Raw genomic sequence first — 17,763 nt, forward strand, 5'->3', positions numbered from 1 at the left:
TCAGTCATTCGTTCAAGCCGCCGCCGGCTCGTGGACGATTTTCAGTGTGCTTTTGTGCTCCCTGATCAACCGGTACACGGTTTCTCCGGGCACAGTCTCCTGCTCGAGCAGTTCGTCGGCAATAGCGCGCAGCACCGGTTCGTACGCATGCAGCAGCGCATGGCACAACTCGTTCAATTCCTTGAGCAGCACGTTCGCGTGTTCGATCGCACTCTTCATCTGCAACCCCGCATACTGCGACGGCAGTGCCGCAAGGCTGAACAGGTTGCCTTCGGCGTTAAAGCCGAATTTCGACACCATGTCCAGACTGATGCGCGAAGCTTCCTGCAAATCCGAAGCAGCGCCGCTCGATGCTTCGGAGAACGTGAGAATTTCCGCGTTGCGCCCGCCGAGCAGCACCTGGATTTCATTGCGGATCTCGCTCTCGCGATACAGGTGCTTGTCCTGCGCTTTCGTGATGAGCGCAACGCCCAACGCGCCGCCGCGCGGCAGGATCGTGACTTCTTCCAGCACTCCCGTGCCCAGCAGCGCGGCGACGAGACCATGCCCCGCTTCGTGCACGGCGATACGCGTGCGTTCGTCTTCGCTCAGTGCGCGCTCGGCGCCGCTCACGTCGCCGATGCGCGCAATCTTGATCGCCTCCATGAAATGCTTCGAAGCGATTTCGGTGTCGCCGGATTTGCGCGCGACGAGCCCCGCCTGATTCACCACCATCGCCACCGTTGCCGGCGACAGGCCCGTGGTCAGTCTCGCCAGTTGGTCATAGTCGATGTCCGCGGACTTCGACTTCAGCTTCTCGGCATAGAAGCGGAAAATCTTCGCGCGGTCTTCGCGATCGGGCAAACGGACCTGCACCGTGCGATCGAAGCGGCCGGGCCGGCGCAATGCCTCGTCCAGATTGTCGGGATGATTGGTCGCCGCAACGATGATGACCCCTTCGTTCGAAGCGAAGCCATCCATCTCCGCCAGCAACTGATTGATGATGCGGTTGCTCTCGGCTTCGACCGGACCGCCGCCCGTATCCGTGCGTTTGGCGAGACCGTCCGCTTCGTCGATGAAAATCACCGTGGGCGCATTCTTGCGCGCCAGTTCGAACAGATGCTTGACCTTCTGGATGCCGACGCCGTAGTACTTCGCACTGAAATAACTGCCCGTGATCGAAATGAAGTTCGCGCCGCACTCGCCCGCCAGCGCCTGAGCGAGGCGCGTCTTGCCGACACCCGGTCCGCCCACCATGAGAATGCCGCACGGCGCGCGCACGCCCATCGACGTGAACTGTTTCGGGTCGGACAGATAGCTGCGAATGTCCGCGAGTGCCGCCTTCGCTTCAGACGCGCCGATCACGTCGTCGAAACGCAGCGCGGGCGCCCTGTCGAGAAGCCTCGCGCCGCCGCGCATTTCGCGCCGCATGAACCACACCATGCCGCCGATCAACAGCAGCGGAAGCAGCACGCTGATGGCGTCGCGGGTCTGGTCGAACACCTGCAGCCAGCGTGAGCCGCCGGTACGAATGTCCGCGTCGGGAAGCCAGACGAGCTGGTATGCGGCGGCCTCGCCGGATTTGGGTTCGCCGAGCAGAAGCGCATGCGAGAACGTCGCGTTGTGGTCCGTGACGAAGTATTTCGTGCCGTCGCGCCTCGAGATCAGGATCGCGTTGGGACTCACGCCAACCGCGGCAACGTGGCCGTCGTGAATATCGCGCAGCATTTGCGACGCGTCTTTCTCTTCATGCGTCCATGCCGAGGCATCGCGGCGCATCTGGTTCGCGACGCCGGTCAGCGCCGGCGCGACCTGCGCCGCGCGTTGCTGGTAATGCCACACGCCGAATGCGAACACCCCCCCGATGAGTGCTGCCGCCACCGACATGGCGATCTTGCGTCTGCGTGTGCGTCTTTTACCAAGCGAGTTCTTTCCCGGCTTCATGAGTCACTTCCAAAAACGGGCTCAAGGCGAGCCCCGATACTTGTCAAAATCAGATGGGCAGAGGTTGGCGAAAGGGAATCGACAGAGGCGACACCGTGCATGACCCAGAAGAAAGGACACCCAACCATGCGTCCCTTTTAACGGACAGAACACGGTCAAGTATGCCGTGCCGCCGTTTCTTCAAAATCGCGGAAAAAGCCTGTTTCTACCGTCTATCCGGCGATTTGGGCTACCGGATTGCTGGGGAGCGGGCGTTGCGCGCATTGCAGTCACGAGCCGCTCCAGCGCACAGTTTATCAGCGCTAAATTCGTCGCGTATTCTGCATACCTACATTTAACCGCTCCCCAATTAAAGCGGTCAGAATTACAGTAGGACCCTCTTTTTCGACGGCCGATGCCGGCGCAACGTTGTGTATGGATTTAGTGCTAGCGCTCGCACCGCGCAGCAAACGGCGTGAGATGCCAAGCCATTGCACGCGATGGAGAATGACCAACAATCGGCATGTTTTCGCCACCGCAAAATACTGCGGGCGATCAGGAAGGAATCACGTTGTGCGCGAGGGAATTGTTCGGCGCTAATCGAGCGATGCGCACCGTTGGCGGAAGTCATTCACCGCCTCATGAGCGAGAAGGTCGTCGGAGGCCGACCCCGCAGCACGGAGTCGCGCCGCGAATGTCGATTGCAGGTCAGGCTGGGCGGATGTGCGACGGGCCTCTGCGGGCCCGTTCGCACCCTCGCCACTTTCTCTCAGGTTCTTCAGTTTTTATTACCGATGCCGGCATGCATCGATCTGGTCCTCCTCTGCTCAACCCCGGTTCTCGTGCTTGTTCTTCGGTCGGTTCAGGCGGCCGTGCGCGGCTTCAGCGCGATCGGCGCGTCACTCGCGAGTCTTTCGAGGAGTTTCGTCACACGCTGCCGCTGGGCGGCAATCAGTTCGTAAGTCTCTTCCAGCGCCCGAATGCGTTTTTCCCAATACCCGTGGTCGAGCGAATGCAGCCCGCCGGACGCGTCCCCACGCGTCACGTACTCCACCACGCTCTCGAGATGCCGCAGTTGGCCGTCCACCAGCGTGGCCGGACGCCGCGCGGTCGGCCGCCTGTCCGTGCCGCCCATTCTTGATACCCCGTGAATTGCCTGCCGGCAAAGTCTGTTTTCGCTCCCCGCGCCGCTGATAGCGGATCGGCGCGCTTTCCATGCGCAGTTGCGATTCCGATACGGCGGCAGCGGTCCACGGCGTGCCGCGCCGTCGGCGAAAACGGTCTGCATCTAGTCGCGCAACATTAATGCAGCTTTTTTGTTAGGCTTGACCATCCGTCTCAAATTTATGGCGACGGCGATAAATCTCCCATGCATTGCGCATACTCGCCGAAACCGCACTCCTCGCTCGCAGCCATCGATTCATGAATCAGCGCTCACTGCCGCATCACCTGGCCGCAGCCGCAGCCGCCCATTCGCGCTCCGCCATTTCGACAAGCCGTTTCAGCACGCACGGCCTCGCGCCCGACGAACAGTTCCTGGCCTGGCGCCAGCGCGTGGGACATGTGGTCGACGCGCCGCCGTCGAAGGCGCAGGTTGCCGGGGGATTTCGCGGTGAAATCGATTTATACGCGGTCGGCGGCATGGTGCTGACGGACTGCAGTACCGATTCGATGCTGCTGGAACGCTCGGTGGCGCGCGTGTCCACGGACTCGCGTCGCGATTACGTATTTCAGCTCTTCGTGGAAGGGGAAGTCGGCCATGTGACCGGCATGCGCAAGAAGCGCAGCGAGCCGGGTTCGGTGCAGGGCATCGTCGCGTTCGACCTGAACCAGCCGTTTCGCGCCGAACGCCCTGAATGCCGCCTCCTGAGCCTGTTCGTGCCGGCCGCCGTGGTGGACGAGGAGTTGCGCGACGGCGCCGCGATTCACGGCCGTATCGTCCAGCAGGGCTCGCCGCTGACCGGCGTCGTGCTGGATCATATGACGGCTCTCGCCCGCGAAATTCCCAACCTCGATCCGGCCAGCGCCGTCGAGGCGCTGCACGCGGGCGCGCAGTTGATGGTAGGCACGTTTCGCAAGGACGCGCGCCTGAGCGGCACGGGCCGCGCCGCGCTGCAAGCTGCGGTGATGGGCCGGGTACGCCGCTATATCGAGGCCAATCTGCATCAGGGCGACCTCACGCCGACCAGCGTGGTCCAGGCGCTGCAGTTGAAACGCGCGACGATCTATCGCTGGTTCGAGCATGAAGGCGGTCTTGGCGCCTACATTCGCCATCGGCGCCTGCGGGAGGCGGCGGACGAACTAGTTCGTTACCCGCACCTTCAGGTGACGGAAATCGCTTTCGGCCTCGGCTTTCAGAGCGCCTCCGACTTCACCCGCGCCTTTCGCCGCGCTTTCGACATGAGTCCGCAAGACATGCGCGCCCGCGCATTCGACCTACGGCAATTGCGCAGCGCGGCCTAGCGCTCAGGCGAGCGGCGGCGCAACGCTGGCGGCGCGGACGCCCGCTTCCGTCTGCTCTGGAAACGCCTTCAGCGCCGCGAGCGTGAACGCGGTCGCGCCCATCAGATACCACGCCGGAACCATCGGATCGCCGCTCCGGTTGATGAGCCACGTCACCAGAAACGGTGAAAATCCACCGAACAGGACCACGCCGAAGCTGTAGATCACCGACAATCCGGCCGCGCGCCGGTGAGCGGGGAACGCCTCCATCATCAGCACCGAACCGGCACCGGCGTTGTTCACCGCGAGCGCCACGTAAGCCGCGATGATCACGAGCGACACGAGATTGCCCGCGCCGTGCGTCAGCGCCCAGAAAGCGGGCCAGGCCGCCGCCAGCGAAGCCACGAGCGATACGTACTGCAGCGTCTTGCGGCTCGCGAGCCGGTCGGCCGCGAGCCCGATCAGCGGCGTCACCACGAGAATCACGAGGCCGGACAGACAGGCCGTCAGCAGGCTGATGGTCGGCGGCCGGTGCAATGTACGGACCAGGTAGGCCGGCATGTAGAACACAGTGACGTAGATGCTCACCGAAGGCGCCGCCATCATCAGAAGTCCGCAGACGAGCGGGCGCATGTGCTCCGCGAACAGACGCCGCGGGCTGAGCCGCGTACGCTGCTGCGGCGCCGCTGCCGGCATCCGGCGCCGCAGATACCAGCCGACCGGGCCGATCAGCCCGCCCAGCACGAACGGAATGCGCCAGCCCCATGCATGCATGGCGGCGGGCGACAGCAGCGCAGTGGTGCTCGCGCCGACCAGCGCGGCGGCGAAAGCGGCCGCGCCCTGGCTGGCGCCACGCCAGCTCACCATGAAACAGCGATGCCGGTAGCCGGCCGACTCCATCAGCGACGCCGACGCCGGGCCGATTTCGCCGCCCGCCGCGAGCCCCTGCATCAGGCGCGCGAGCACCATCAGCACGGTCGCGGTCGGACCGATCGAGGCGTAACCCGGCAGGCACGCGATCAGCCATGTGCCGAGCGTCATCAAGGCGAGCGATGCGGTGAGGCCGGCTTTACGGCCACGGCTGTCGGCAATGTGGCCGATCATGATCGCGCCGAGCGGACGCATCACAAAGCCCGCGCCAAAGGTGGCGAGCGAGAGCAACAGCGACGACGCGGGATCGTGCGACGGAAAGAACAGATTGCCGATCGCGACAGCCGCAAAGCTATAGACGGTAAAGTCATAGGCGACGAAACCATTGCCGATCACGATGGCGGCAACGATACGCCCGAGTTCTGCGCGGGATAGTGGAACCGCTTTGCCGGCAGCAGTGTGCATGAGGTGCAATCGACGAATCCGTCGAGGTATTCAGGAAGGTGGCGAGAAAAACGAGGTTGCTATTCTAACGGCCCAGGCGGGCGCAACTTTACGTCATGCAGCGGGTTCTTTCAGCCCCTGGTCTACTACAGGCTTACATGCTCTTACTCCGACGCGGCTTCGAGGCGACGGCGGAGGCCACCCACGCTGCTACACTTGCGCCACGCTACCCTGTAAAAGACACCCGGCACACGCTCCAACCCATGCTTCGATTCGAAAACCTCAGCAAGCGCTACGGCGAACGCCTCATCTTTCAGGGACTGCATGACGACATCACCTCCGGATGCGTGGCGTTGAACGATGAGTCCGGCAGCGGCAAATCGACCTTACTCGGCCTCCTTGCGGGCACGATCGAGCCCGACGCCGGCGAGGTGTGGCTCGGCGGCCATTCGTTGCGCACTGCGCCGCTCGCCGCGAAATCCGTGCTCACTTACGTGCCCGAAGACTGCATGACCTATCCGGATCAGACCGGTCGCGAATATCTGAACAAGGTGGCATCGGCGAGAAAAACCGCGGTAACGGGCGATACCCTGGACCTCGCGGACCGCTTCGGCCTGACGCCGCATCTCGACAAACGCTTCGAGCAGATGTCGTTCGGTACGCGCAAGAAGATTTTCCTGACTGCTGCCGTGCTCGGTGAGACCCGCGTTCTGATCGCGGACGAACCCGTCGGGGGACTCGACGCCGCCGCGCGCGCCGTACTGGTTGATCTGTTCAGAACCCTCGCGCAAACGCGCACGGTGTTTTTCTCGAGCTACGACACGGTTTTTACCGATGCGTGCGAGGCACGCAGTGTGACTTTCGCCGACCTCGGCGGGCGCGGCTAGGTCGTCCTGCTGGTGCCGTCGTGCACGAGCGCCCACCATGAACGGATCGCCGGTTTTGAACTGCGCTCGCGGCCGCGAACGAAACCCAACGCAAGGCGCCCCTTGGGTGACGTACGCGGCCCAATAGCCGAAGTCACGCGTTCATTTGACGGTCTGAATGACCTCGAAGCCTTCGAATTCCGGATGTCCGAGATAGAGCACCCGGTTGTCTCCACCGGCGTTGCGATGCGCCGCGCGAAAGGCCTCGGATTTCGTCCAGCCTTCGAAGGACGCGTAGTCGTTCCATATCGTATGGCTGGAATACAGAACGTGATCTTCCTTCTGTGGCCCCTTCAGAAGATGAAATTCCACGAAGCCCGGCACCTCTTTCAGATGCGTATCGCGCGTTGTCCAGAGATGTTCGAAAGCGGCTTCGGATCCGGGCGTCACTTTGAAACGGTTCATGGCAATGTACATGCTGAAGGCCTCTTTGCAGTCACGATAGATCTCGCGGGCTTTGATTATATGCCCGTCAATCTTCCGATCAATGTCACGACCGCGAGACAGCAGAAAGCGTCCGTTTTCAGGCCGCTTTGTCTTGCGCCACCTGTTCGAGCCAGAGCCGGCTGTCCGGAAACCAGAATGCATCCGGCCGCGGCGGCGATACGAGTTTCACCGGCAGCGACGGGTTGAATATTCGGGACCATGCCGATAGATACGATGGCGTCTTCACCAGATATCCGCAACGGGATAACAGCAGACTGCAGACCAATGCTTCACGACCGATTTCGAGCCCAGGGTAGCCGCTGAAATGAACCGGCGTGTTGCCGCTCGCGAGCAATTTCGCGGGCGCCACCTTGACCGGCTTGCGAAATGGCCAGGCAACGAAGAAGTCGAGAAAGGCCTGTTCGTCGCTTGAAACGAAAATGTTAGTGAGGTGCGGGTTTTCAGCGAGCGTCGTTTCCATGTGGCGACAGAAATCGCTCCATGAAACCGGAATGGCTTCCAGCGTCTTGTCCGTGCCTCTGAAATGCGCGCCGAGCGTCGACATGCCGATTTCGAGTTGCCGGCAGATGGTGTCGACCTCGTCCTGAATATGGCCCGCTGGCCGGTAATGTGCGAAGAATAGCTCGCTGGCGCTCCCGAGTTGAAGCCGGGCCTCGTAGCGTTGACGAAATCCCAGTTGCACGAGATCGCGAACCGTAGACTTTCTCACCTTGCGGGTGAGCGACGCCGTGGCCTCGCCATGCATGGAATCGAAGAAGGCCGAGAACCAGTCCATCTTTCCTTCAGGATCGCCGTAGAGCCCACCGCGAGCACTAATGCACGGCGACAGGCATTTCTCTTCGCAATACATCAGGATAAACAGGACCATTTGCATCACGGAGAAAAAACCGGAGTTCTCCTGAATTTCAATGGCAAAGATTCCCCTGTTCAAACGCTGTGTAGCATGAAGCGAAATGCGACGTGGTGTGGCCACGGAATGCTTGAACCCCTCGCTGCGTCGGATCTTTTTCGCCCGATCGACTACCTTTCTCAGCATGCCCGTCTCCTGATGGGATCTAGGTATTCTTTGAAGTCGCCCGCGTCTGTGCACAATGAAGTTCACGACGCCCGAGAATAACATTTCAAAAGCGCGCGTCGAGTAAGTTCGGCTCGACTTGGTGAGCTACCGCACAAAAGAGGCGGTAAGACTTCCCGTGAGAGACCTCGACCATGCCTGCCCAAGCTGCCTTGCCGTCCGGGAAACGCTTGCCGTCTGGCTCAGCGGGGCCGGGCAGGCATGCCGGGCCCGCTATCGCTTCTCCAGTTTCATCACCGTCAGCGCCCCGTCCACCTCTTCAGCGACGAAGTCGATGCTATCTCCGGACTTGACCTGCGAGAGCATTGCCGGATCTTTCACCTTGAACGCCATGGTCATCGCATCCATGCCGAGGTTTTCCAAAGGACCATGCCTGATGGTCAGCTTGCCGGCAGCCAGATCCACTTTCCTGACCTCGCCATGCGACATACCGGCCTTCGCGTCACCGCCCACCTGAGCGCCGTCCGCACTCGCCGCTGCATGGCTCGCCGGTTCCGCCGCATAGCTCGAAGCGGAAATCGTCAGCATGCAAACCGTCATCATCGAAATCAATACATTCTTCATCTCACCCTCGCCAAAGTTAAATATGTTCGTCACGACATCAACCGTCCGGCAACTCGCCGGTATATTCATAAGCCACTGTTCCCTTGGGATGCGCGAACCAGCCCGGATCGCGGTAATCGTCTCGCCCTAACCCTTCGCGTACTTTCACCACCGTGAACATGCCGCCCATTTCGAGCGCGCCGAATGGTCCGGTGCCGGTCATCATCGGCAGTGTGTTGTCGGGCAGCGGCATTTCCATTGCGCCCATCGAACCGCCCGTGCTACCCATCGCCATATAGTCGGGCACCAGCCGGTTGATACGTTTCGCCAGGTCTTTCTGCGGCACGCCGATCATGTTCGGAAACTGATGCCCCATCGCGTTCATCGTGTGATGCGACTTGTGGCAATGAAACGCCCAGTCGCCCGGACGATTCGCCGTGAACTCGATAGCACGCATCTGCCCGACTGCGATATCGGCCGTGACCTCGGGCCAGCGCGCGGAAGGCGGAATCCAGCCGCCGTCCGTGCCCACTACTTCGAAGTGATAGCCGTGCAGATGAATCGGGTGATTGGTCATCGTCAGATTGCCGACGCGGATACGCACGCGATCGCCCGCACGCACCGGCAACGGATCGATGCCCGGAAACACGCGCGCGTTCCATGTCCACATATTGAAGTCGGTCATCTCGTTCACGCGCGGCGTGAAGCTGCCCGGATCGATATCGTAGGCGGACATGACGAACACGAAGTCGCGGTCCACCTGCATCACGCCCGGATCTTTCGGATGAACGATGAACATGCCCATCATGCCCATTGCCATCTGCACCATCTCGTCGGCGTGCGGGTGATACATGAAGGTGCCGGGCTTTTCCAGCCGGAATTCGTACACGAACGTCTTGCCCGGCGGAATGTGCGGCTGCGTGAGGCCGCCCACGCCATCCATGCCGCACGGCAGCAGCATGCCGTGCCAGTGGACCGTGGTGTGCTCCGGCAACCGGTTGGTCACGAAAATGCGCACCTTGTCGCCTTCAACCGCCTCGATGGTCGGCCCAGGCGCCTGGCCGTTGTAACCCCATAGATTCGCGTTCATGCCCGGCGCGAGTTCGCGCACCACCGGTTCCGCGGTCAGATGAAACTCCTTCCAGCCGTTCTTCATGCGCCACGGCAGCGACCATCCGTTGAGCGTGGCGACCGGCGTGTAAGGCCGGCCATTCGACGGCGCGCGCGGCGCCTGCATGGCGGCCGTGGCCATCGTGGGCGCTTCGGGCAGCGACGCGGCGCCGGCCTTGCTGACCAGCGCGGCGCCTAGCAAAGCGGCTCCCGAGCCGCCGATAAAATGTCGACGTGACACCATGTCATTGACCTTCCGATTCAGTGGACGACGCCGCTTGCGTCGTGAATGCGAGCGGCGTCGCGATAGCAGCAACCGGCAACCGGCCGCCGAGCGCCTGTTGCAAATCGGTTTGCGCGAGCCAGTAGTCTTTCAGCGCGTCGATAGCGCTATTCACCGCGCCGATCTGCTCGCGTGAATCGGCCAGCAGTTCGAACACGCTCGCGAGCATGCCGTTGTAGCGAAGCAGCAGTTCATCGGAGATGGTTTTGCGCACCGGCACGACTTCGTCCCGATAGTGCTTCGCCAGGTCGTAGCCGGACACGTAGGCCGAATACGATTCGCGCACTTCGGAGCGCGCGTCGATCGCGGTCCCGGCAAGGCGATTCACCGACTGCATGTAGATCGCTTCCGCACGCGCCGCTTTGGCGCTGCCCCAGTCGAAAACGGGAATCTCGACGCTGATCTCATAGCCCTGCTCGCGGCCGTCCGAAGTCGTGAAATTGTTCTGATAGCCGACGTCCAGCGCATTGATGAAACGCGTCGCCTTGCTCAAGCCCAGTGCACCGGCTACGCTTTGCGTTTGCAGCTTCGCGGCCTGGATGTCGAGCCGGTTCTGCATTGCGAAGGCTTCCAGATCGTGCAGTTCGGGGCGCGTGGCTGGCAGATCGGGGAGACGCGCAGGCAGTTTGTACTGTGCTTGCGAACCCCAGAGCCCCATCGCGCGAGTCAACTTTTCTCGCGCGGACACCAACTGTTGTCGCGCTCTTGCTACTTGCGCCATCGTTTCCGCGTAAAAGGCCTGCTCGCGCGCGTAATCGAGCTTGCTGAAATTGCCGGCCTGCTGCATGCGTGACGCGAGTTCGGCGCTGGCCTCGGCCGAGTCCTTCACCTGCTCCGCGTAGACCGCCGATTGCCCGGCCGCAACTGCGTTGATGTAGGCGCGCCGGGCATCGGCGGCGACTTTGAGCATGGCGTCCGCGGTGAGCAAGCGGGTCTGCTCGAAACGGCGGCTTTCGATGCGCGTCGTCAGCGGCATTGTCAGCACCCGTAGCACGCCGAGCGTGAATGTGCGGCTGATACTCAGGTCATCGCCACCATGCGTGCGGCTGAACGAGAAGCCGGGATTCGGCAGGCGGCCTGCCTGAACGAGGTCCGCTTCAGCGATGCCGAGCTCGCTATACGAAGCCTGCAGACCGCGGTTGTTCAGCAGTGCGATCTGGACCGCGTCGTCCATGCTGAGCGGCGTGGACAGCAGTTCTTGCGTGCGGCTGGCGGCGGTGCGTCGATCTTCATCCGTTTTTATCTGCACGGCGTCTTTGCCAAGCCGCTCCGAGGCCGCGGTCGACACGGCGCCAAACCCGCCGTCTTTTGAGAATGTCGTGCAGCCGGCGAGCAATGCCGCTGCAATGGCGATTGCAATCGCACGGGGAAAAGGGAACAGGCGCGGCTTCATTTTGCCGCCCCTTCGTGGTGGGAGCCGTGGGCATCGTCTTTGGCTTCGGCGATACCCGGATTGACGCCCGAATCGACGCCCGAATGCATCGTGCCGTGGCTCATTCCAGCGCCATCAGAAGGATTGGTCACCGCGCGATTGAGCGCCTGCCAACTCGTTGTTTGCTGCTCGCGGTACGGCCGATAATCGGCCAGGGCGGACGGCACCTCGACCGCAGGCACGGATACGGCCGCATCCGCTGGATCGGGAAATATGGGCATGGCGTGCACGAGCGCCGGCAGATATGCCGTCGCGCCGAGCAGCGCCGCAATGAACATTCGCATGGATAGTCTCGTCGTAGACCGTGCCGATGGACGACACACGGCCGCCATCGAGACGAAATGGAACACCGCAGCGCGGGGCTGCGAGAGAACTAGACGAGAGGAAGTCGGGGAGGACGTTCGACGCCGTCGGTCAGAAACGACGCGACGCGCACAGCGGGAGGCAGAGGAACAGCGAACTGAATGGCGCTAGCGGACAGAGAGGCCGCCGGCGTGATCGGCAACGCGCCGCCGAAACAGCAGGACGCGCAGGCGGAGCAAGCGTGCACGTGATGCTCGCTGCTGCCCGGGTTGTAATGCTGAAGGTGAGCACCGGCGATAGGGTCGGCTTGAGCGGCCTCCATCCCGGCATGGTCATGATGTTGAGCCATTGAACCGGCATGCTCGTGATGCGTGGGCGCCCCATCGCCCACGTAATGCGAAGACTCGCATTTCATGGAGAGGGCCGCGAACGACTGAACCGGAAGGCTCAGCGCAAGCAGCACGACGATGAAGAGTTTGCGCCAGCAGGACATGGGTACGAAGTCTAGCATGCGGTTCCGGGAAATCGTATGACCGGGACCACGCCGCGTGTGCCCGCTTTTAGTGCGGCGATACGGTTTCGACCTGCCCGCAAAAAGACGCTTGACCTTACCGCCGTGGGAAGGTTCACGCTTAAGCCATGACTTCTCATCGGAGGTAGGAAATGGAATTCACCGTCCCGGACATGTCGTGCGGCGGGTGCGCCAACGCCATCACACGTGCTGTCACGAGTCTCGACCCGGCTGCAAAGCTCGAAGTCGATCTCCCCGTTAAAATCGTCAAGGTCATGTCGACGCTGGCACCCGCGCAATTCATCGAGGCCATCGAAGCGGCGGGCTTTCATCCGTCGCTGAGAACCTGATCACCTGAAAGCCTGACCACCTGATAGGATCGCCGCCGGGAAGCGGAAGCGGGAGCACGCCGCCGTTTTCGCTTGCCTGCATCAGCGTCGTTCGAGACAACCTTTTCCCAATGGACATCCGCTATGAAAAACCTTCGCGCCTTTCGTGCCCTCTGTCTCGTCGGCGGCTTTGCGTTTGCTGTCGCTGCCGCGCCCGTCCACGCCCAGCAACCGGCGGCCATGCCCGGCATGGATATGTCCGGTTCGGCGGACGCCGGCACCGGCGAGTCGACGCAAGCGTTCAAGGCCGCCGACGACAAAATGATGCAGGACATGAGCGCCGACTACACGGGCAACACCGACAAGGATTTTGTCGCGCACATGATTCCGCATCATCAGGGCGCGATTGAAATGGCGCAGGTCGAGTTGAAATACGGCAAGGATCCGGAGCTGAAGCGGCTGGCAAGGAACATCATCAAGGCACAGCACGAAGAAATCGCGTTTATGAAGGGATGGCAGGCGAAGCACGGGGTGAAGTGAGCGGGCGTGCCGCCCAGGTCCGATTTCCGCTACCTCGCCCCAGCACCTCCAAACCCGCTTTCCTTCCCGACTTCGTCCTTTCTGGACGAAATCGGGAGGTCCGCAAGCTCGCGTGCCGGCGAATCGTCGATATGATGCTGACGGCGCCGGCAAGCTCCTCACCTCTCCTGCGGCACCCGCACCCAGCCTTCCATCAACACCCGCGCGCTGCGGCTCATGATCGCCTTCGTGACCGTCCACTCTCCGCCGCTCTCGCTCGCCTCGGCGCCAACCCGCAAGGTTCCCGAAGGATGCCCGAAGCGCACCGACTTCTTCGCCCCGCCGCCCGCCGCGAGATTCACCAGCGTGCCCGAAATCGCCGCCGCCGTGCCGATCGCCACCGCGGCCGTGCCCATCATCGCGTGATGCAGTTTGCCCATCGACATCGCCCGCACCAGCAGATCGACGTCACCCGCGCTGATGCGCTTGCCGCTCGACGCCACATAGTCGGCCGGCTTCGCAACGAACGCGACCTTAGGCGTGTGCTGGCGCGTCGCGATCTCGTCGAGATGCTTGATCAGCCCCATGCGCAGCGCGCCGTGCGCGCGAATGGTTTCGAACATCGCCAGCGCTTTTTCGTCGCTATTGATGGCGTCCTGCAATTCCGTGCCCTTGTAGCCGATCGATTCCGCATCCACGAAAATGGTCGGAATACCCGCGTTGATCATGGTCGCCTTCAGCGTGCCGACACCCGGCACTTCGAGGTCGTCGACCAGGTTGCCGGTCGGAAACATCGAGCCGCCCGCGCCCTCTTCTTCCGCGGCCGGATCCATGAATTCGAGTTGCACTTCAGCGGCCGGAAACGTGACACCGTCGAGTTCGAAATCGCCGGTTTCCTGCACGGCGCCATTGGTCATCGGCACATGCCCGATGATCGTCTTGCCGATGTTCGCCTGCCAGATGCGCACGGTCGCCACGCCGTCGCGCGGAATCCGGCTCCGGTCGACGAGACCCGCGCTGATCGCAAACGGTCCCACGGCGGCCGAAAGATTGCCGCAATTGCCGCTCCAGTCGACGAACGCCTTGTCGATCGACACCTGCCCGAACAGGTAATCCACGTCGTGATCGGGCCGGCTGCTTTTGGCGATGATCACCGTCTTGCTGGTGCTCGACGTCGCGCCGCCCATGCCGTCGATCTGCTTGCCGTACGGATCGGGGCTGCCGATCACACGCATCAACAGCGCATCGCGCGCGGCGCCCGGCACCTGAGCGGCCTCGGGCAAATCCTGCAAGCGGAAAAACACACCTTTGCTGGTGCCGCCGCGCATATAGGTGGCGGCAATCTTGATCTGAGGTTGGTGGGCCATGAAAGTCGTGTCCTGATGTGGGCGGACGGTCCCCAAGGGGACTTCCGGCAGAGGGCGTACGGCATGCCGCGCCGTATCGCCCTGTCCCGCGTTAAAACGTTCGCTGCTTCAAGCGATCTGAAAACCAGGCGGCCTCAAGCGGCCGCTTTCGTCGATTCGAGGAAGTCCTGCGCAAAACGTTGCAGCACACCGCCGGCTTCGTAGATCGAGACCTCTTCGGCAGTATCGAGCCGGCACGTGACCGGCACTTCCACGCGCTCGCCGTTCTTGCGATGAATCACCAGCGTGAGGTCCGTGCGCGGCTTGCGCTCGCCGATCACGTCGAAGGTTTCCGTGCCGTCGATACCGAGCGTGAGCCGGTTTACACCAGGCTTGAACTCCAGCGGCAGCACGCCCATGCCCACCAGATTCGTGCGGTGAATGCGCTCGAACCCTTCGGCGACGATCGCTTCCGTGCCGGCAAGACGCACGCCCTTCGCCGCCCAGTCACGCGACGAACCCTGGCCATAATCGGCCCCGGCAATCACGATCAACGGCTGCTTGCGCTCCATATAGGTTTCGATCGCTTCCCACATGCGCGTGACCTTGCCCTCGGGCTCGATGCGCGCCAGCGAACCCGCCTTCACCTTGCCGTCTTCGAGCACCATCTCGTTCTTCAGCGTGGGGTTCGCGAAGGTGGCGCGCTGTGCCGTCAGATGGTCGCCGCGGTGAGTCGCATAGGAATTGAAGTCTTCTTCCGGCAGGCCCATCTTCGCCAGATATTCGCCCGAGGCGCTGTTCGGCAAAATCGCGTTGGACGGCGACAGGTGATCGGTCGTGATGTTGTCGCCGAGCACGGCCAGCGGGCGCATGCCCTTGAGCGTGCGCTCACCCGCGAGCGCGCCTTCCCAATACGGCGGACGGCGAATGTACGTGCTCATGGGGCGCCAGTCGTAGAGCGGGCTGGCCTTCTCGCCCGTGTCGACCGTGACCGCGAACATCGGCTCGTACACCTTGCGGAATTGCTCCGGCTTCACGCTCGACGCCACGATCGCATCGATCTCCGCGTCCGACGGCCAGATGTCCTTCAGCGTGACGGCATGACCGTCGGCGTCGATACCGAGCACGTCTTTCTCGATGTCGAAGCGGATCGTGCCCGCAATCGCATAAGCCACCACCAGCGGCGGCGACGCGAGGAATGCCTGCTTGGCGTACGGATGAATGCGGCCGTCGAAGTTGCGGTTGCCCGACAGCACGGCGGTCGCATACAGATCGCGATCGACGATCTCTTTCTGGATCGCCGGGTCCAACGCACCGGACATGCCGTTGCACGACGTGCACGCATACGCGACCACGCCGAAGCCCAGTTGCTCCAGATCGTGCAACAGCCCGGCTTCTTCCAGATACAGCGTGACCGCCTTCGAGCCCGGCGCGAGCGAAGTCTTCGCCCACGGCTTGCGCGTCAGTCCGCGCCGGTTCGCGTTACGCGCCAGCAGACCGGCCGCGATCATGTTGCGCGGATTGTTGGTGTTCGTACAGCTCGTGATGGCGGCGATGATCACCGCACCGTCCGGCATCAGGCCAGGCTCGTTCTCCACCTTGCCGCTGATGCCGCGCGCCGCCAACTCCGACACCGGCAGACGGCGATGCGGATTGGACGGACCGGCCAGCGTGCGCACCACGGTGGAGAGGTCGAACTTCAGCACGCGTTCGTACTCCGCATGCTTGAGGCTGTCCGCCCACAGGCCGGTTTCCTTCGCGTAGGTTTCCACCAGTTTGACGAGCTCGTCGTCGCGGCCGGTGAGCTTGAGGTACTTGATGGTCTGTTCGTCGATATAGAACATCGCGGCCGTGGCGCCGAATTCAGGCGACATGTTGGCGATGGTCGCGCGGTCGCCGAGCGTGAGGTTGGCCGTGCCGGGGCCAAAGAATTCGAGGTACGCGCCGACCACTTTTTCCTTGCGCAGGAATTCGGTCAACGAGAGCACGACGTCGGTCGCCGTAATGCCTTCACCCGGCTTGCCCGTCAGTTCCACGCCGACGATATCCGGCAGGCGCATATACGACGCGCGGCCCAGCATCACGCTTTCCGCTTCGAGTCCGCCCACGCCGACGGCTATCACGCCGAGCGCGTCCACCATCGGCGTATGGGAATCGGTGCCGACCAGCGTATCGGGAAAAGCCACGCCGTCTTTCACCTGCACCACCGGGCTCATGCGCTCGAGGTTGATCTGATGCAGGATGCCGTTACCCGGCGGAATCACGTCGACGTTCCTGAACGCGCGCTTGGTCCAGTTGATGAAGTCGAAGCGGTCTTCATTACGGCGGTCTTCGATCGCGCGGTTCTTCGCGAATGCATCCGGATCGAAGCCGCCGCACTCGACAGCGAGCGAATGGTCGACTACCAGTTGCGTCGGCACCACGGGGTTGACCATTGCCGGATCGCCGCCTTGCGCGGCAATCGCGTCGCGTAGACCGGCGAGGTCGACCAGAGCGGTCTGGCCGAGAATGTCATGACAGACCACGCGCGCCGGGAACCACGGGAAATCCAGTTCGCGCTTGCGTTCGATGATCTGCTTGAGCGACGCGACGAGCGTGACCGGGTCACAGCGGCGCACGAGATTCTCTGCCAGCACGCGCGACGTGTACGGCAGCTTGTCGTATGCGCCGGGCTGAATGGCTTCGATGGCGGCACGCGTGTCGAAGAAATCGAGCTGGGTGCCGGGAAGGCGTTTGCGGTTTGCGGTATTCATGGCGTAGGGGACAAAACAGTAATGATCCGGGGACGATGGCGGCGGCCGATCACAATCAGCTGCCCCTTTTTCTAGCGCTTCCCTGGCGGGCCGGTCAGGTACGTGTAGTTTAAGCTCGCGGCAGTGTGCCGGTTGGATTTGCCGGCGTTCACGTCGACGCGCCGCAAAAAACAGCCTTGGCTCGGGGTTCCAGCGAGCCAAGGCCCAATTTCATTGCGTCGCGCTCTCGAGACGCAATGAAGGAAAAGCACTTGCCCTGGCGCGTCGACCCTTTGCGCGCCGAACAGTACTCACGGCGTCGTCAAACACGCTTTGCGAGCGGCACGAACGGCAGATCGTCGGGCCCGGTGTAATTCGCGCTCGGACGGATGATCTTGTTGTCGATACGCTGCTCGATGATGTGCGCGCTCCAGCCCGCCGTACGCGCGATCACGAAGAGCGGCGTGAACATGGCGGTGGGCACGCCCATCATGTGATACGAGACCGCGCTGAACCAGTCCAGATTCGGGAACATCTTCTTCGCGTCCC

17 protein-coding genes are annotated in these 17,763 nt (G+C 62.4%); 4 read left to right on the forward strand and 13 right to left on the reverse strand.

All coding sequences use genetic code 11. The features are described from left to right. Positions 1-12 precede the first annotated feature (12 nt). Together NE850_RS06380 and NE850_RS06385 are read right to left on the reverse strand one after the other, a co-directional pair. A complete protein-coding gene (locus NE850_RS06380) occupies positions 13-1,923 on the reverse strand; it encodes an ATP-dependent metallopeptidase FtsH/Yme1/Tma family protein (protein WP_007176495.1) in 1,911 nt (636 codons plus the stop codon). A gap of 841 nt (positions 1,924-2,764) precedes the next feature. Further along, complete coding sequence (locus tag NE850_RS06385) at positions 2,765-3,037, reverse strand: hypothetical protein (protein WP_007176494.1); 273 nt, start codon at positions 3,035-3,037, stop codon at positions 2,765-2,767. Positions 3,038-3,324: 287 nt separating this feature from the next. Here NE850_RS06385 and NE850_RS06390 point away from each other — a divergent pair, with 287 nt between their 5' ends. After that, positions 3,325-4,365, forward strand: coding sequence for an AraC family transcriptional regulator (locus tag NE850_RS06390; RefSeq protein WP_007176493.1), 1,041 nt, complete (start codon positions 3,325-3,327; stop codon positions 4,363-4,365). A gap of 3 nt (positions 4,366-4,368) precedes the next feature. Here the strand turns inward: NE850_RS06390 and NE850_RS06395 are convergent, their stop codons facing one another. Further along, complete coding sequence (locus NE850_RS06395; RefSeq protein ID WP_165187970.1) at positions 4,369-5,679, reverse strand: MFS transporter; 1,311 nt, start codon at positions 5,677-5,679, stop codon at positions 4,369-4,371. Positions 5,680-5,921: 242 nt separating this feature from the next. On the opposite strand from NE850_RS06395, the gene NE850_RS06400 reads away from it, so the two are divergent. Further along, on the forward strand, positions 5,922-6,545 hold the full coding sequence (locus NE850_RS06400) for an ABC transporter ATP-binding protein (RefSeq protein ID WP_035516493.1): 624 nt from the start codon (positions 5,922-5,924) through the stop codon (positions 6,543-6,545). Between the two features lie 141 nt (positions 6,546-6,686). Here the strand turns inward: NE850_RS06400 and NE850_RS06405 are convergent, their stop codons facing one another. From NE850_RS06405 to NE850_RS06435, 7 genes are all read right to left on the reverse strand, one after another. After that, positions 6,687-7,001: an antibiotic biosynthesis monooxygenase gene (locus tag NE850_RS06405; protein ID WP_007176490.1), complete on the reverse strand. Its 315-nt coding sequence runs from the start codon at positions 6,999-7,001 to the stop codon at positions 6,687-6,689. A gap of 106 nt (positions 7,002-7,107) precedes the next feature. Next, the gene (locus tag NE850_RS06410) at positions 7,108-8,067 is read right to left on the reverse strand and encodes a hypothetical protein (RefSeq protein WP_007176489.1); all 960 of its coding nucleotides are present in this window, start codon (positions 8,065-8,067) and stop codon (positions 7,108-7,110) included. A gap of 252 nt (positions 8,068-8,319) precedes the next feature. Continuing rightward, a complete protein-coding gene (locus tag NE850_RS06415; RefSeq protein WP_007176488.1) occupies positions 8,320-8,670 on the reverse strand; it encodes a copper-binding protein in 351 nt (116 codons plus the stop codon). A 37-nt stretch (positions 8,671-8,707) separates the two neighbouring features. After that, positions 8,708-10,003, reverse strand: coding sequence for a copper oxidase (locus NE850_RS06420; protein WP_310698539.1), 1,296 nt, complete (start codon positions 10,001-10,003; stop codon positions 8,708-8,710). Position 10,004: 1 nt separating this feature from the next. Next, positions 10,005-11,435, reverse strand: coding sequence for a TolC family protein (locus NE850_RS06425; protein ID WP_310698540.1), 1,431 nt, complete (start codon positions 11,433-11,435; stop codon positions 10,005-10,007). Continuing rightward, the gene (locus NE850_RS06430) at positions 11,432-11,758 is read right to left on the reverse strand and encodes a hypothetical protein (RefSeq protein WP_007176485.1); all 327 of its coding nucleotides are present in this window, start codon (positions 11,756-11,758) and stop codon (positions 11,432-11,434) included. The genes NE850_RS06425 and NE850_RS06430 overlap by 4 nt, the downstream gene beginning before the upstream one ends. A gap of 89 nt (positions 11,759-11,847) precedes the next feature. After that, positions 11,848-12,288: a hypothetical protein gene (locus tag NE850_RS06435; RefSeq protein WP_007176484.1), complete on the reverse strand. Its 441-nt coding sequence runs from the start codon at positions 12,286-12,288 to the stop codon at positions 11,848-11,850. A 152-nt stretch (positions 12,289-12,440) separates the two neighbouring features. Here NE850_RS06435 and NE850_RS06440 point away from each other — a divergent pair, with 152 nt between their 5' ends. Both NE850_RS06440 and NE850_RS06445 read left to right on the forward strand, forming a co-directional pair. Then, the gene (locus tag NE850_RS06440; protein ID WP_007176483.1) at positions 12,441-12,638 is read left to right on the forward strand and encodes a heavy-metal-associated domain-containing protein; all 198 of its coding nucleotides are present in this window, start codon (positions 12,441-12,443) and stop codon (positions 12,636-12,638) included. 123 nt (positions 12,639-12,761) lie between these two features. Further along, the gene (locus tag NE850_RS06445; RefSeq protein ID WP_310698541.1) at positions 12,762-13,157 is read left to right on the forward strand and encodes a DUF305 domain-containing protein; all 396 of its coding nucleotides are present in this window, start codon (positions 12,762-12,764) and stop codon (positions 13,155-13,157) included. Positions 13,158-13,315: 158 nt separating this feature from the next. Here the strand turns inward: NE850_RS06445 and prpF are convergent, their stop codons facing one another. The 3 genes from prpF to NE850_RS06460 form a co-directional block, all read right to left on the reverse strand. Next, positions 13,316-14,503, reverse strand: a complete 1,188-nt coding sequence (gene prpF / locus NE850_RS06450; RefSeq protein WP_007176481.1) for a 2-methylaconitate cis-trans isomerase PrpF — start codon at positions 14,501-14,503, stop codon at positions 13,316-13,318. 134 nt (positions 14,504-14,637) lie between these two features. Continuing rightward, positions 14,638-17,235: a Fe/S-dependent 2-methylisocitrate dehydratase AcnD gene (gene acnD / locus NE850_RS06455; RefSeq protein ID WP_007176480.1), complete on the reverse strand. Its 2,598-nt coding sequence runs from the start codon at positions 17,233-17,235 to the stop codon at positions 14,638-14,640. A 301-nt stretch (positions 17,236-17,536) separates the two neighbouring features. Next, positions 17,537-17,763 (reverse strand): citrate/2-methylcitrate synthase (locus NE850_RS06460; RefSeq protein WP_310698542.1); only part of this gene is annotated, 227 nt, incomplete at its 5' end.

Source organism: Paraburkholderia sp. USG1, assembly GCF_031570135.1.
Classification (GTDB): Bacteria; Pseudomonadota; Gammaproteobacteria; order Burkholderiales; family Burkholderiaceae; genus Paraburkholderia; species Paraburkholderia dioscoreae.

Excerpts from the sequence above, each read along its gene's own strand:
- NE850_RS06380 (WP_007176495.1), bottom strand. The coding sequence starts at position 1,923 with ATGAAGCCGGGAAAGAACTCGCTTGGTAAAAGACGCACACGCAGACGC.
- NE850_RS06385 (WP_007176494.1), bottom strand. The coding sequence starts at position 3,037 with ATGGGCGGCACGGACAGGCGGCCGACCGCGCGGCGTCCGGCCACGCTG.
- NE850_RS06390 (WP_007176493.1), top strand. The coding sequence starts at position 3,325 with ATGAATCAGCGCTCACTGCCGCATCACCTGGCCGCAGCCGCAGCCGCC.
- NE850_RS06395 (WP_165187970.1), bottom strand. The coding sequence starts at position 5,679 with ATGCACACTGCTGCCGGCAAAGCGGTTCCACTATCCCGCGCAGAACTC.
- NE850_RS06400 (WP_035516493.1), top strand. The coding sequence starts at position 5,922 with ATGCTTCGATTCGAAAACCTCAGCAAGCGCTACGGCGAACGCCTCATC.
- NE850_RS06405 (WP_007176490.1), bottom strand. The coding sequence starts at position 7,001 with ATGTACATTGCCATGAACCGTTTCAAAGTGACGCCCGGATCCGAAGCC.
- NE850_RS06410 (WP_007176489.1), bottom strand. The coding sequence starts at position 8,067 with ATGCTGAGAAAGGTAGTCGATCGGGCGAAAAAGATCCGACGCAGCGAG.
- NE850_RS06415 (WP_007176488.1), bottom strand. The coding sequence starts at position 8,670 with ATGAAGAATGTATTGATTTCGATGATGACGGTTTGCATGCTGACGATT.
- NE850_RS06420 (WP_310698539.1), bottom strand. The coding sequence starts at position 10,003 with ATGGTGTCACGTCGACATTTTATCGGCGGCTCGGGAGCCGCTTTGCTA.
- NE850_RS06425 (WP_310698540.1), bottom strand. The coding sequence starts at position 11,435 with ATGAAGCCGCGCCTGTTCCCTTTTCCCCGTGCGATTGCAATCGCCATT.
- NE850_RS06430 (WP_007176485.1), bottom strand. The coding sequence starts at position 11,758 with ATGCGAATGTTCATTGCGGCGCTGCTCGGCGCGACGGCATATCTGCCG.
- NE850_RS06435 (WP_007176484.1), bottom strand. The coding sequence starts at position 12,288 with ATGCTAGACTTCGTACCCATGTCCTGCTGGCGCAAACTCTTCATCGTC.
- NE850_RS06440 (WP_007176483.1), top strand. The coding sequence starts at position 12,441 with ATGGAATTCACCGTCCCGGACATGTCGTGCGGCGGGTGCGCCAACGCC.
- NE850_RS06445 (WP_310698541.1), top strand. The coding sequence starts at position 12,762 with ATGAAAAACCTTCGCGCCTTTCGTGCCCTCTGTCTCGTCGGCGGCTTT.
- prpF (WP_007176481.1), bottom strand. The coding sequence starts at position 14,503 with ATGGCCCACCAACCTCAGATCAAGATTGCCGCCACCTATATGCGCGGC.
- acnD (WP_007176480.1), bottom strand. The coding sequence starts at position 17,235 with ATGAATACCGCAAACCGCAAACGCCTTCCCGGCACCCAGCTCGATTTC.